Origin of the sequence: Chromobacterium haemolyticum (assembly GCF_009936155.1) — a bacterium.
Lineage (GTDB): Bacteria > Pseudomonadota > Gammaproteobacteria > Burkholderiales > Chromobacteriaceae > Chromobacterium > Chromobacterium haemolyticum.
The window spans coordinates 1,699,706-1,713,327 of record NZ_AP019312.1; the positions used below are offsets into that span (position 1 = coordinate 1,699,706).

Genomic DNA, 13,622 nt, shown 5'->3' on the forward strand with positions numbered 1-13,622 from the left:
CGTTGCTCAATCCAGCGGCTGGAAGTCCTCGGTGCGCTCCGCCCAGGCGAAGATGGCGCTCAGTTCCGGCGGCGGGGCGGTCAGCTTGCGCAGCGTCAGGTCTATCCAGGAACCGCTGACTTCGTGACGCGCGGCCAGACGGCCGTCCTCCTTGTAGATCTCGTGGCGGATGCAAAAGCGCTTGCCGTCCTGACTCAGGCCGGCGATGGCCAGGCGCACGTGAATGCGTTCGCTTAGCCGCAGTTCCTTGAAATACTCGGTCCACTCCTTGAAAATGACCGGGCCAAACCCCAGCGCCTGAAATTGTTCGAAGCCGAAGCCCTGGCCGCGCAACCATTCGATGCGGGCGTGGGTGCAGAAATCGGCGTAGGCGGTATGGCGGACGTGCTGGTTGGCGTCGCAGTCGGACCAGCGCACTTCCAGCGGATGGCAAAACGGTTCCAAACCAATCTCCTCGAGCGGCAGCGGTTAGCATGAAGGCGGGCGGCTCATGATCTTGGCATTGCCCGCGCGTGGGGGTCAAGCGCTTTGCCGTAGCACGCTTCAGCTAAAGTGGTGGCGCAGGAGGCCGGCTGTTCCCGAGGCGACCGAAGATGGACGTTGTCCAGTGGCGTCATACGGTTTCAGGGAGATTCGATCGACGGGCTCGCGGTTTTCATGCGCGGTTTCGCCGGAAAGGGAAGGCCGCGACGCTGATGAGGGCGTCTTGGCTAGAGAAACTGTCGATATTAAACGTGTCCGCGCGCGTGGCCAGGAAACAGTACCTTGGCATCGGGTGATTGTTGGCGCGCGGCGCTTGTCACTTGTCGGGCCGGGTCGTGGCGGGAGAGAGAATACAGATGCAAGCGTGGTTTCGACGAATCTTGTGCGCAGCCCTGCTGGCAGTGGCGGCGCAAGCGGCCGCATCGGCTCCGTCTTTGCTCATCGCCGTGGAGGATGACTGGCCGCCGTATTCGGCGCGCGGCGCCGACGGCGCGCCGCAGGGGCTGGCGCCGCAACTGGCGCGCGAGGCCTTCCGCCGCCAGGGCGTTTTGGTCAGCTTCGTACTGGTGCCGTTTGCGCGCTGTTTGATGCTGGCGCGGGTGGGCCGCGTTGCCGGTTGTCTCAGCGCCACCGTTACCGACGACAATCGCGGGCAGTTCTGGTGGCATCCCACGCCGATGTTCACTGAGGAACTGGCCATCTTCTCGCTTGCCGCCGCCGATGCCGGGCTGAATCTGCGCGACTTGGCCGGACGAAGAGTGGGAATCACCCAGGGCTACACCTATCCCAGTGTTTTTATGCGTGATGCCAAAATCATGAAATCCGTGGCGCACTCGGATGACGACCTGATTCGCATGCTCTTGGCCCGCCGCGTGGATTATATCTTGATGAACACGCGCCCCGGCCAGCTGCGCATCCGGGGTAACCCCGCCGCCGCAGGACGCGTCCACAAGACAGGGAGCGTCAGCCTGGATGGCTTTTGGCTGGCTTTTTCCAAAGCGCGGCCCAAGGGTAGGGAGAACGCGGCGAAGTTCGAGGCCGGCCTGAGCGAAATGCGTCGGGACGGCAGCTATGAGCGTCTATTGGAAGCCTTCCAGCCTTTGCCATGAACCGGTTTACGATCTGCTACGCGTCGTGGAGCGTTACACGTTAGCGATGGTGGCAGTTGGCGGCGCGGCTGGAAACCGCCAAAACGGCGCGCCGCGTCCGTCATTATGGATTTGATTCGCATTCACAACTTTTTACACCGTTTTCCCGTGAATTTACCCGCAATTTACAAAAACGGCTGTTTTCAAAAAAACCCTTCATAACAGGCTGTTCTAATGGGAGGCGGTTTAAAGCCGCTTCCAAACAGGGCTGCCGCGCCTCTGGTTCAGAGCAGTCCGCTTGACCCTACAAGGTTTCCGCTTGCGCCTGGATTGGCCCGCCCATCCTGAATACCCGCTCATATGGAGAAATAATAATGCGCTATTCGCCGCGACAGCTATTGTCGCTTGCCCTGCTATTGTCCTCGCCCGTTTGGCTTGCCGCCTGCGGCTCGCCGCAGCAACAGGCCGCCGCCGTGCCGCAAGTCACCGTGGAAACCGCCGCGCCCGGCGACGTGCCCATGACCATGGAACTGGTGGGTGAAACCGCCGGTTACCGCGATATCGAGGTGCGTGCCCGCGTGGGCGGCATTTTGCTCAAGCGCACCTATGTGGAAGGCCAGCCGGTGAAGCAGGGCCAGACGCTGTTCCAGATCGATCCCGCTCCGTACCAGGCACAGCTGGGACAGGCCAAGGGCGCGCAGGCGGTGCAGCTCGCCGCGTTGCAAAAAGCCGAAGCCGACCTGGCTCGCATCCGACCGCTGTACCAGGAACAGGCGGTTTCCAAAATGGACTACGACAACGCGGTGGCGGCGCTGAACTCCGCCAAGGCGGCCAAACAATCCGCCGACGCCAAGGTCAAGGAAGCCCAGCTCAACCTGGACTACACCCGCGTCGCCGCGCCGATTCCCGGCTTGACCAGCAAGCAGGTGCAATCCGAAGGCAGCCTGATCCGCGTGGACGCCGCCGAGCCGCTGACCACCATTTCTCAGCTCAATCCCATCTACGTCAATTTCTCCATTTCCGAGCAGGACAGTCTCAATTACGAGCACAGCCTGTCCACCGGCAAAGTGAGCGCGGATGACGGCACCCTCCACCCGGTTCGCATCCGTCTGGCGGACGGCCGGGTCTATGCGCAAAGCGGCAAGCTGGATTTCCGCGACAACCGCGTGGATCCCAAAACCGGCACCATTAGCGCTCGGGCGCAATTTCCCAATGAGGACGAGCGTTTGTTGCCGGGCCAGTTCGTGCGCGTGCTGCTGGATCTGGGCGTGCGCAAGAACGTGCTGACCGTGCCGGAGCAGGCTGTGGTTCAGGCTCAAGCGGACAATCAACTGATGGTGGTGGGCGCGGACAACAAGGTGCAGGCCAGGATGGTCAAGCTGGGCGCCCAGGTGGGCGGCCGGGTGGTGATCGAATCCGGCCTCAAGGCCGGCGAGCGGGTGATTGTCGATGGCCTGATGCAAGCCCGTCCCGGCACGGTGGTCAAGCCGGTGACCGCCGCGCCGGCCAAGGCGTAAGGAGCGGCTTATGTTTTCGCGTTTCTTCATAAATCGCCCCATTTTCGCCAGCGTGTTGTCCATCGTCGTCGTGCTGGCCGGCCTGGCGGCGATGCGCGCGCTGCCGGTGGAGCAGTACCCGCAGATCGTTCCGGCCGTGGTGTCGGTGTCGGCCAATTACCCGGGCGCCACGCCGGAAACCATCGCCCAAACCGTGGCCGCGCCGCTGGAGCAGCAGCTCAACGGCGTGGAAAACATGCTCTACATGCAATCCAGCGCCGCTTCCAACGGCCAGCTCAGCCTCAATGTCTATTTCGCCGTGGGCACGGATCCGGACCAGGCCACCATCGACGTCAACAACCGGGTGCAGGCGGCGATGAAGCAGCTGCCGGACGAGGTGCAGCGCCAGGGCGTCACGGTGCGCAAGAAGTCCACCTCGGTGCTCAGCGTGATCTCCATCGGCTCGCCCACAGGCCAGTACGACCGCAACTACCTGTCCAATTTCGCTCTGCTCAACGTAATGGACGAGCTCAAGCGCATTCCCGGCGTGGGCGATGTGGCGATGATGGGCGGCACGGATTACGCGATGCGGCTGTGGCTGCGGCCGGACCGCATGGCCCAGCTGGGCCTGACCCCGTCCGACGTGGCCAAGGCGGTGCGCGAGCAGAACGCTCAGTTCGCCGCCGGCAAGATCGGCGCTCAGCCCACCAGCGCGCCCATCAGCTTTACTTATACGGTCAACGCCAAGGGCCGGCTCAGCGAACCCAAGGAATTTGAGAACATCATCGTGCGCTCGATGCCGGACGGCTCCAAGATCCGCGTCAAGGATGTGGCGCGGGTGGAAATGGGCGGCAACGATTACGATGTGCTCGGCACCCGCAACGGCAAGCCCAGCGTCGGCATCACCACTTATCTGCAACCCAGCGCCAACGCGCTCAAGGTATCCGCCGCCATCGCCGCCAAGATGGAGGAGCTCAAGGCCCGCTTCCCGGCCGGGGTGGACTACACCATTCCCTTCGACACCACCAAGTTCGTCAAGGTCTCCATCCACGGCGTGGTGGAAACTCTGCTGGAAGCCACGGTGCTGGTGTTCCTAGTGGTTTATTTGTTCCTGCAGAATTTCCGCGCCACGCTGATTCCCTGCATCGCGGTGCCGGTGTCGCTGATCGGCACCTTCGCCGGCATGCTGCTGTTGGGCTTTTCCATCAATCTGTTGACCCTGTTCGGCATGGTGCTGGCCATCGGCATTGTGGTGGATGACGCCATCGTGGTGCTGGAAAACGTCGAACGCATCATGAGCGAGCGGCGCTGCAGCGCCAAGGAGGCCGCGGTGCTGGCGATGGGGGAGGTGTCCGGCGCCTTGGTGGCCATCGTGCTGGTCTTGTGCGCGGTTTTCCTGCCGGTGGCCTTCATGGGCGGCATGACCGGCGTGATGTACAAGCAGTTCGCCGTCACCATCGCCATGTCGGTGATCATCTCCGGCATCGTCGCGCTGACGCTGACCCCGGCGTTGTGCGCTCTGTTGCTCAAGCCCGGCCATCATCAGCCGCCGCGTTTTTTCCAATGGTTCAACCGCGCTTTTGAACGCTTGACCGGCCGCTATGTGTTGGGCGTGCTGTTTCTCAACCGCCGCGTCGGCGTCGCTTTCGGCCTGATTGCCGTTATTCTGGCGGCCACGGTCGGTTTGTACCAGAAAGTGCCGGGTTCGTTGGTGCCTAATGAAGATATGGGCACGCTGTTCGCCAACACCGCCTTGCCGGACGCGGCCGCGTTGACTCGCACCGCCAAGGCCACGGCGGAATTCGACCGGCTGATGATGGCCAACCCCAATGTGGAAAGCGTCACCACCTTCACCGGTTTCGACATCCTGTCCGGTTCCAAGCAGACCAACCGCGGCACCAGCTTTGTTACCCTCAAAGATTGGGACCAGCGCAAGGCCAAGGGCGAGGACTCTTTCTCCGTGTCCGCCGAGTTCAATCGCCTGGGCCGCACCGTGCAGACCGGCGTGATGAGCGCTTTCAACCCTGCGCCCATCATCGGCATGTCCACTACCGGGGGCCTGGAGGCTTATCTGCAGGACCGCGGCGACCATGGCGCGCAAAAGCTCAGCCAGGCGGCTGAGAAACTGCTGGCCGCCGCGCGGCAGCGGCCGGAGTTCGCCAGCGTGACCACCACCTTCCGCGCCAACGTGCCGCAGAAATACCTGGATCTGGACCGTGAAAAAACCAAGGCGCTGGGTGTGGACATCAACCAGGTGTTCGACACCCTGCAAGCCACCTTCGGCCAGCTTTACGTCAATGACTTCAACAAGTTCGGCCGCACCTACAAGGTGCAGTTGCAGTCCGAGGCGGATTTCCGCGCGCGGCCGGAGGACATCGCCAATATCTATGTGCGTTCCACCGAGGGGGTGATGGTGCCGCTGTCCAGCCTGGTGGAAGTCAAATCCAGCTACGGGCCGGAGCTGGTGGACCGCTTCAACATTTTCAATGCCGCCAAGATACTGGCCCAGCCGGCGCCCGGCGTCAGTTCCGGCCAGGCCATCCAGGCGCTGGAAGAGGTGACCCGGCAAGTGTTGGGCAACGACTATGCGCTGGCCTGGAGCGGCAGCGCCTATCAGGAAAAACTGGCCGGCGGCACCGCCGCCACGGCTTTCCTGTTCGGCATCCTGATGGTGTTCCTGATCCTGGCCGCGCAGTATGAACGCTGGAGCCTGCCGCTGGCGGTGGTGACCTCGGTGCCCTTCGCGCTGTTCGGCGCTTTGCTCGCCGCCGTCATCGGCCATCAGGACAACAACGTCTACTTCCAGATCGGCGTGGTCACGCTGGTGGGCCTGGCGGCCAAGAACGCTATCTTGATCGTGGAGTTCGCCGTGCAGCAGCGTCAGCAGGGCTTGCCGTTGATGGACGCCGCGCTGGAAGCGGCACGGCTGCGTTTCCGCCCCATCGTGATGACTTCGATGGCTTTCATCCTGGGCTGCGTGCCGTTGGTGATTTCCAGCGGGGCCGGTTCCGCCAGCCGTCGCGCGTTGGGTACCCCGGTGGTGGGCGGCATGCTGGCCGCTACTTTCATCGCCACATTCTTTGTGCCGATGTTCTTCCGGCTGATCATGCAGGCGTCCGAGCGGCGCAAAAAGCCGGTTGCGGCGGAGGAGGCCGACCATGTTTAAACGCGCCCTGATTCCCTCATTGGTGGCGCTGGCGCTGACCGCTTGCGCGGTCGGCCCCGACTATAGCCGCCCCAAACTGGAGCTGCCGGACAGCGCCCAGGCCCAGAGTCCGGCCATCGCCATGGACTGGTGGAAACAGTTCAACGATCCGGTGCTGGACCAGCTGATCGCAGAGGCCCTGGAACACAACCAGGACCTGGCCGCCGCCGCCGCCCGCGTCGACGAAGCCGCGGCCCAGGCCGGCATCGCCCGCGCCCAGTTGCTGCCGGCGTTGAACGCCAACGCCGGCTATCAGCGCGGCCGCACCTCCACGGCGACAACCACGCCGGGCGCGCCGCTGGTCAGCGACGTGCGCAACGCCAACCTCACCGCGTCCTGGGAACTGGACCTGTGGGGCAAGCTGCGCCGCGGCAACGAGGCGGCGCGCGCGGACTTCGCCGCCAGCCGCTTCGCCCGCGACAGTTCGAAGCTGGCGATCGCCGCGCAAACCGCGCAGACCTATTTCCAGCTTCGCGCCTACGACGCCCAACTGGACATCGCCAAGCGCACGCTGCAAAGCCGTGAGGAATCGCTGAAGCTGCAAACCAAGCGTTTCAAGGGCGGTTTGATCTCCGAGCTGGACCAGCAGCAGGCCGAGGCCGAAGCGGCTTCCGCCCGCGCCAAAGTGCCGCAGATCGCCAGCGCGCTGGCGCAGACCGAAAGCGCGCTGGGCGTGCTGCTCGGCTACTCGCCCAAGCAGCTGGTGGCCGGCGGCATCCAGCGCGGCCAAAGCCTGGATGCGCTGTCCGCGCCGCCGGAAGTGCCGGCGGGCCTGTCCTCCAGCTTGCTGGAGCGTCGGCCGGACATCGCCGCCAGCGAGCAGCAATTGATCGCCGCCAACGCCCGCATCGGCGTGGCGCGCGCGGCTTACTTCCCCAGCATCAGCCTGAGCGGGGCGCTGGGATCGCAAAGCCTGTCGCTGGACACGCTGTTCACCGGCCCGACGCGGACCTGGAGCTTCGTCGGCAACCTGGCGGCGCCGGTGTTCAACTTCGGCCAGACCGGCTACGCGGTGGACGCGGCCAATGCGCGGCAGAAGCAGGCGCTGGCGCAGTACCAGAAGACGGTGCAGAGCGCGTTCAAGGACGCGCTTGACGCGCTGTCCGGCTACAGCGCGGCGCGCGACATCCAGGCGGCGCAGACCACGCAGTTCCAGGCCTTGAACAAATCGCTGCGTCTGGCGAACCTGCGTTACGACAACGGCTACGCCAGTTATCTGGACGTGCTGGACGCGCAGCGCAACAGCTTCCAGGCGGAACTGGGCCTGGTCAGCGCCAAGCTGGACCAACTCAACGCGGTGGTGGGCCTGTACAAGGCGCTGGGCGGCGGCTGGGAAACGCCGGCCAAGTCCTGATCCGCAGCGTCAAACGACAAACCCCGCCTTGGCGGGGTTTTTTTTGCGGCGGGATCATGCGCCGACGGTCAAAGCGGGCGCAGCCAGTCGCGTTTGGACGGTTCCATCAAGAAACAACAACAGTGGCATATCTGTCAGTGGTTGTGTCCGGACCCGCTGCTTACCATGCGCTGCGTTTCGACGTCGCCATTCCGCGCGAGGACCCATGGGCACCATCACTCACTCAGACACTCTTTATCCGCACTTGTTGACCCCGGCCGGGCGCGAGCGCCTGGTCGACGAGGCCTACCAAGTGCACGACGCCGTCTTCAGCGGCCTGGACCGGGCGGCCTTTCGCAAGATGGTGTTGCCGGAGTCCGAGCACAGTAGCATTTTGCTGCATCGCGGAGAACACGGCCAGGCGGTGGGCTATTGCGCCGTTCACCTGTTCCAGCGCAGCGCGGCGGGGCGCGAGGTCAAAATCTTGCGGGGTCAAGCCGGGCTGCTCAAAGACTACCGCGGCCGCAACAGCAATATGCCGTTTCTGGCCGGCTGCATGCTGCGCTACTGGCTGCGCAGCCCGTGGCGGCCGATGTACTTTCTGGGCGCGATGATCCACCCGTCCAGCTTCATCCAGATGCATAAATACGCCGCCGGAATGTGGCCCAGTCCGGAGCGGGGCATGGAGCAGCCGCTGGCGCGGCTGGCGGCGGAGTTGTGCGGCAGTTTCGGCATGGCGGTTCCCGCGCCGGAACGGCCCTATGTGGTGAAGCTGGGCATTCTGACCCGAGACAGTCAGACAGACCACCAGTTCTGGCTGCGGCATCCGCGTCCGGCGGCGCGCTATTTTGTCGAACACAACCCGGACTATCACCAAGGCCATGGCTTGCTGGCCATGGCCGAACTGTCGCCGGCGGCCATCCTGAACGGCGTGTGGCGTTATCTGCGCGACCGGCGACGAGCGGAGAGGGCGTAATGGCTTGCCGCATGGAGCCTATGGAATTTCCGCGCGGGGGAGACCGCCGGCTGACTTCAGGTGCGGACGCCGACAATCACGTGGGAGGCCTTGAAGAAGGCGACGATCGCCTTGCCTACGGCCACATCCAGGCCTTCCGCGCTCTCCTTGGTGACAATGGCCACCAGGGCGTCGCCGCCGTTGAGGCGGATTTCAACCTCGGTATTGACCACGCCTGGACGCAGCGCCGACACCCTGCCTTCCAGGCGGTTGCGGGTGGAAAGCTTGATGCCGGCCTCGGGATTGGCCAGGACCACCCAGGGCGCCTTGATGATGGCCAAGGCTTCGCCGCCCACGGTCAGGCCCAGATTGGCGGTGCTGCGCTGGGTGATGACGGCGGTGATCTTGTTGCCGCCCGGCAGGGCGATGTCGATCTCATCATTGACGACACCGGGATGGATGGCGGCGACCTTGCCTGTGAATTGATTGCGGGCGCTAGTGAGCATGGAATGTCCTTGATGTCGGATGGGTGGGTGTGTTTTCGCCATAGGCAATCTGCCGGCAGTATATGTAGAAGCGGGGACCACGCCTGTAGCTCTTTCGACCTACAAACCTGTTTACGATCTGCTGAGGGTCGGTAGAGAGATTGTGCGATGAGTCTCGGCATTCGAAATGCTCATGTACCACGAATACATTTTGCTTTCTAAGTCGTTTTCACCTTGTCTCGCTCTGGCTCGCTAGGCTTTGAACCCGCTCCAAGCGCCTATTGCGGGAGCACTGTATCCGAGAGCGCGAACTCTAGCGCGGCGCGGATATGAATCCGCGTGGTGTCGAACACCGATACCGGCACGTCGGCCTGGCCCAACAGCAGCGGCAGTTCGGTGCAGCCGAAGACGATGCCTTGGGCGCCGCGTTCGATCATCTGCTGGATCACTTCCAGATAGGCGAGCTTGGTGGCCAGCGAAACCATGCCGCGGCCCAGCTCGTCGCGCAAGGTGCGTTGAATGAAATCGCGCGTATTCTGCTGCTCCGGAATCAAGGCGCGGATGCCGTGCTGGCTTAGCTTGTCCTGAAAAAACGGTAGTTCCATGGTGAACTTGGTGCCTAGCAGGCCGATGGTTTGCAGCCGTTGCCGCGAGATTTCCCGCGCCGTCGCCTCGGCGATATGGATGATGGGGAGAGCGACCGCGGTTTCCAGCTGATTGGCAACAGCATGCGCGGTATTGGCGCACAGCACGATGGCTTCGGCCCCGGCGGCTTTCAAATGCAGGCAGCCCTTGAGCAGCAGCGCATGGGTATGGTCCCAGTCATCCCATCCGCGCTGCTGGATATCGTTGAAATTCAGCGAGTAGACGATGCATTCGGCGAAGTTGAGACCGCCTAGCGCAGCGTTGACGCCTTCGTTTAGATAACGGTAGTAATCCAGCGTTGATACCCAACTGATGCCGCCTAGCAGGCCGAGTTTTTTCATGTTGGCTCGTTTCGTACTTGGAGGTGCGGAGTGATGCTTTTAAGTGGGTATAGGGCCCATGCGAGGGCGGTTTGAGTCGGCTTCAATCAACGATGAACAGCTTGGCCCCGGTTTCGGTATGGGACAGGTGCGGCTCGGCGTCGTCGGCCACCTGGTAGCTGATGCCCGGCTTCAGGGTGAAGCTGCGGCCGTCCGCCAGCGTGGTGTGCAGTTCCCCTTCCAGGCACAACAGGATGTGGCCTTTGACACACCAGTGATCGGCGCGGTAACCCGGCGTGTATTCCACCATGCGGACGCGGATGTCGCCGAAGCGCTGGGTGCGCCAATAGGCACAGCCGGTTTCGCCGTCGTGTCGGGTGGGTTCCAGCGCGGACCAGTCGCTGATTCCAAACGGGATGTCGGATATTTTCATGGGCGGCTCCTCTGCAAGGGTTCTAAGAACGTGTTTACGATCTCGCGAGCTAAGGCGAGACAAGGCGAAAACGGCTGAGGAAGCGGAATGTACATAGGGTACATGAGCATTTCGAAGCGGGTTTCAACGCAGTATCGCCGACGCGCAGCAGATCATAAACAGGTTCTAAGCGCTTGGTCATTGTCGCCTATGCCGCCCGGACAACGATAGTCGTTTCACGCTTGAGCCAAGCGCGCGTTCGCCAGCGCCTCCAACTGATCCAGCAGAGTGCCGGCTTCCTCGCGTCGGTCGGCTTCTATCACTTGTTCAATCTCCGCGCACAACTCAGCCACAGACTCCAGCCTCGCCATGGCGAAAGCCCCCTTGGTGGCGTGCAACTGCTGCATCAACAGTGGCTTATCCATCGGCTCCAGCGCTTGTCGCATCAGTACGAGCGAATGGTCTAGTGCGTTCAGCAGTTCGGCGCGCCGGACAGCGGACAAGGGCGCGGGGGCTGTGGGACGCTGGGCGCTGGGGGGGCTCAGCGCCAGGTGTTTGCGGATCACCTGATCCAGCTCTTCCAGGGTAAAGGGCTTGAGCATGAGCTCGTTTATGCCGGCCTGAGCGCAGAGCGGTTGTTCCGCGTTGCCGGCCTGCGCGGTGATGGCGACGATAGGGGCGGAAAAGCCGTTGTCGCGCAGGGTCTGGGCCAGGTTGTAGCCGCTGATGTCCGGCATGCTCAGATCGGTCAGCACCAAGGCGTAATCCTGGCGGGCGGCCAACGCCAGCGCGGCGGCGCCGTTGGCGGCGATGTCCGCCTGGTGGCCCAGTTCACAAAGCTGGTCCTGGATCAGCGACCTGATTGCCGGGTGGTCGTCCACCACCAGGATACGGGCCGCCGGCGCTGCCGGGATCGGCGCGACGGCGGGCGGCTTGACGGTTGGCGCGGCGGCGCAAGGCGGCAAGGGCAGGGTGGCGACGAAGGTGCTGCCCACCCCGGGAGTGGAGGTGAATTCAATCGTCCCCGCCAGCAATTCCGCCAGCTTTTGGCAGAGCGACAGGCCCAGGCCGGTGCCGCCGAAGCGGCGGGTGATGGAGGGGTCCGCCTGAGAGAACTCGGTGAAGACTTGATCGTGATATTCGGCGGGAATGCCCACGCCGCTGTCACTCACCCCAATGACCACCGGCGAATCCGAGCTGCTGTCGTCCTGCAGGTAGACTTCCAGCTGCACCTCGCCGCTGAGCGTGAACTTGATGGCATTGCCAAGCAGGTTCAGCATGATCTGCCGGACGCGGCCGGGGTCGCCCAGATAAGCCGGTGCCAGGTTCGAGTCTATCATGCAGGAGAATTCCAGGCCCTTGGCACGGGCCAGCGGCTCCATGACGGCCGCGGCTTCGCGACCGAGCGCGGCCAGATCAAAGGGGATGCTCTCCACGCTCATCAGCCCGGCTTCCACCTTGGACAGGTCCAGAATGTCGTTGATGATGGCCAGCAGCGCCTGCGACGAGTGCTTGGCTACGGACAAGCGCTCTTGCTGCGGCGCGGCCAAACCGGCCCGGCCTAGCAGGTCCAGGCTGCTGACGATGGCGTGCAGCGGAGTGCGGATCTCATGGCTGACCATGGCCACGAAAGAGGACTTGGCCTGGTTGGCCGCTTCCGCCGTTTGGCGCGCGGTTTCCAACTGGCGTTCCAGCGCCTTGCGCGCGGTGATGTCCACCACATTGCACAACAGGACCCGGATGCCCTGATAGCGCGTGGCCATCGTGGTGCTGTGCAAGGCCATGGCGCTGCCGTCTGCCAGCGCAAACTGGATATCCCGGTGGCAAGGCGTGGTGCCGAGCGGCGACGCGGCCAGGTGAGCGTCCAGCAGCTGCAGGTGCAGGGGCGGGCGGGAGATGGCACCTTGCCGCGCCCACTGGCGCATCACTTCGTTTTCCAGCAGCACGGAGCCGTCGGCGATGGACAGCAGCGTCAGGCCTGAAGGCGAGGTGTCCACCATGACACGATTCAAGTTCTCGCTTTCGTAAATGCGCTGGGCGTTGCTAAAAGCGGGTTTGAAGATTCTCCGGTCCAGCAACAGGATAAAGGTCCACAGGCAGATCAGGGCGAACAGCAACGCGCTGAGATTGATGATCAGCGGCAGCCTCACGTCATTGAGTAAGCCATGCCAGGGAAACACTTGAATATGAACCCAACCCGGTGTGGGCAAGAGGGCGCGCAAGATGAATACACCATCGCGGTATTGGAGGTCCGACACTGTATTGTTGATTGCCGGCAAGGCCATTTTGCGTAGTGTCGCGATGAGCTGCGCGCCTTGGGCCGCCTGGTGACCAACGCTTAAATAGAACACCCCCGAGGGGCTGACGAGCAAGGTGGTTTCATCATTGATGTCCGGGCGCCAGGTGTTCAGCAAGGTATCGATGCGGATATCCCGGGCGAACACGGCGAAGGGCTTGCCGTGGGCCATGGCGGTTTGAGCCAGGCGAATAGTGGGGTGCTTGGTCAGTGGAGTGGCGGCGGAGCCTAGCCAAACTTGTTGGCGTTTGCTTTGGCTATCGGCGGTTGCTACGGGAGGCAGCATGGTCATGTTGGCGAAAAACTCACGCCGCAGTTGAGTTCTTGCTCTTTGATCACTTTGCGCCAATGGCGACAATGGAGGAGGGACTATCGCCAGAAACTGCTGGTCCGGGCTATACAGATATGCGGTTAAGGATTTCCGCAATTCGCAGTCCCCTCCGCATAGAGAGCTGGCGACATGCTCCGCTAGGACAAGATAAGGCTCGAAACGGGAGGCTGGATCCTGTGAGGATAGCTTGCCCAAGGCCAGTGTTGGGGGGTGAGTGGGGGAGGCCTGCAGCCAAGCTTGACCGTTACCAGCGGTGAACTGGCGTAGCAGTGTTGGGCTCCTTCTAGGCAGGGTTAACCAGGCGGTCTCCGCCTGGCTCACCTGATGGTAGAGATCAATCGCATGTCCTCTTAGCACCACCTTCAAGGCCGTGTTTTCCGCGTCGAATACCTGATGGCGGTCGGACAACATCTCCTTGCCGGAAAGCCAGAGCGTCAGCATGGTCAAGGCCAACAGAGCCAGCGAGATGGCGACGCCGCCGCCAAGCAAAGTGATGCGCTGGATGCGCCGCAAGCGGCTGAGCGGCTGGCTTTGGGAGGTGGGTGAGCTTGAGTTGCGCATGAGGCTTCCGGA

The 13,622-nt window shown here is 63.0% G+C and carries 10 protein-coding genes; 5 read left to right on the top strand and 5 right to left on the bottom strand.

Translation table 11 applies throughout. The annotated features are described in order from the left end of the window. Positions 1-6: 6 nt before the first annotated feature. Positions 7-444, bottom strand: a complete 438-nt coding sequence (locus tag GYH29_RS07855) for an acyl-CoA thioesterase (RefSeq protein WP_019102011.1) — start codon at positions 442-444, stop codon at positions 7-9. A 395-nt stretch (positions 445-839) separates the two neighbouring features. On the opposite strand from GYH29_RS07855, the gene GYH29_RS07860 reads away from it, so the two are divergent. The 5 genes from GYH29_RS07860 to GYH29_RS07880 all read left to right on the top strand — a co-directional run bounded on the left by GYH29_RS07860 (position 840) and on the right by GYH29_RS07880 (position 8,581). Beyond that, on the top strand, positions 840-1,592 hold the full coding sequence (locus tag GYH29_RS07860; protein ID WP_052052049.1) for a substrate-binding periplasmic protein: 753 nt from the start codon (positions 840-842) through the stop codon (positions 1,590-1,592). Positions 1,593-1,945: 353 nt separating this feature from the next. Then, on the top strand, positions 1,946-3,088 hold the full coding sequence (locus GYH29_RS07865) for an efflux RND transporter periplasmic adaptor subunit (protein WP_043591547.1): 1,143 nt from the start codon (positions 1,946-1,948) through the stop codon (positions 3,086-3,088). A 10-nt stretch (positions 3,089-3,098) separates the two neighbouring features. Further along, positions 3,099-6,233 carry an efflux RND transporter permease subunit gene (locus GYH29_RS07870; RefSeq protein ID WP_161523482.1) on the top strand — a complete coding sequence of 1,045 codons (3,135 nt, stop codon included), beginning with the start codon at positions 3,099-3,101 and terminating at the stop codon, positions 6,231-6,233. Beyond that, positions 6,226-7,626, top strand: a complete 1,401-nt coding sequence (locus tag GYH29_RS07875; RefSeq protein ID WP_161523483.1) for an efflux transporter outer membrane subunit — start codon at positions 6,226-6,228, stop codon at positions 7,624-7,626. The genes GYH29_RS07870 and GYH29_RS07875 overlap by 8 nt, the downstream gene beginning before the upstream one ends. A gap of 205 nt (positions 7,627-7,831) precedes the next feature. Further along, a complete protein-coding gene (locus GYH29_RS07880) occupies positions 7,832-8,581 on the top strand; it encodes a hypothetical protein (RefSeq protein WP_019103951.1) in 750 nt (249 codons plus the stop codon). A 56-nt stretch (positions 8,582-8,637) separates the two neighbouring features. On the opposite strand, the gene GYH29_RS07885 is transcribed toward GYH29_RS07880, so the two are convergent. The 4 genes from GYH29_RS07885 to GYH29_RS07900 all read right to left on the bottom strand — a co-directional run bounded on the left by GYH29_RS07885 (position 8,638) and on the right by GYH29_RS07900 (position 13,610). Beyond that, positions 8,638-9,066, bottom strand: a complete 429-nt coding sequence (locus GYH29_RS07885) for a TOBE domain-containing protein (protein WP_043591538.1) — start codon at positions 9,064-9,066, stop codon at positions 8,638-8,640. 257 nt (positions 9,067-9,323) lie between these two features. Beyond that, positions 9,324-10,031: an aspartate/glutamate racemase family protein gene (locus tag GYH29_RS07890; protein WP_043591536.1), complete on the bottom strand. Its 708-nt coding sequence runs from the start codon at positions 10,029-10,031 to the stop codon at positions 9,324-9,326. Between the two features lie 82 nt (positions 10,032-10,113). Continuing rightward, positions 10,114-10,443, bottom strand: a complete 330-nt coding sequence (locus tag GYH29_RS07895; protein WP_043591534.1) for a DHCW motif cupin fold protein — start codon at positions 10,441-10,443, stop codon at positions 10,114-10,116. 215 nt (positions 10,444-10,658) lie between these two features. Beyond that, positions 10,659-13,610: a hybrid sensor histidine kinase/response regulator gene (locus GYH29_RS07900; RefSeq protein ID WP_161523484.1), complete on the bottom strand. Its 2,952-nt coding sequence runs from the start codon at positions 13,608-13,610 to the stop codon at positions 10,659-10,661. Positions 13,611-13,622: the final 12 nt, after the last annotated feature.

Excerpts from the sequence above, each read along its gene's own strand:
- GYH29_RS07860 (WP_052052049.1), top strand. The coding sequence starts at position 840 with ATGCAAGCGTGGTTTCGACGAATCTTGTGCGCAGCCCTGCTGGCAGTG.
- GYH29_RS07865 (WP_043591547.1), top strand. The coding sequence starts at position 1,946 with ATGCGCTATTCGCCGCGACAGCTATTGTCGCTTGCCCTGCTATTGTCC.
- GYH29_RS07870 (WP_161523482.1), top strand. The coding sequence starts at position 3,099 with ATGTTTTCGCGTTTCTTCATAAATCGCCCCATTTTCGCCAGCGTGTTG.
- GYH29_RS07875 (WP_161523483.1), top strand. The coding sequence starts at position 6,226 with ATGTTTAAACGCGCCCTGATTCCCTCATTGGTGGCGCTGGCGCTGACC.
- GYH29_RS07880 (WP_019103951.1), top strand. The coding sequence starts at position 7,832 with ATGGGCACCATCACTCACTCAGACACTCTTTATCCGCACTTGTTGACC.
- GYH29_RS07885 (WP_043591538.1), bottom strand. The coding sequence starts at position 9,066 with ATGCTCACTAGCGCCCGCAATCAATTCACAGGCAAGGTCGCCGCCATC.
- GYH29_RS07890 (WP_043591536.1), bottom strand. The coding sequence starts at position 10,031 with ATGAAAAAACTCGGCCTGCTAGGCGGCATCAGTTGGGTATCAACGCTG.
- GYH29_RS07895 (WP_043591534.1), bottom strand. The coding sequence starts at position 10,443 with ATGAAAATATCCGACATCCCGTTTGGAATCAGCGACTGGTCCGCGCTG.
- GYH29_RS07900 (WP_161523484.1), bottom strand. The coding sequence starts at position 13,610 with ATGCGCAACTCAAGCTCACCCACCTCCCAAAGCCAGCCGCTCAGCCGC.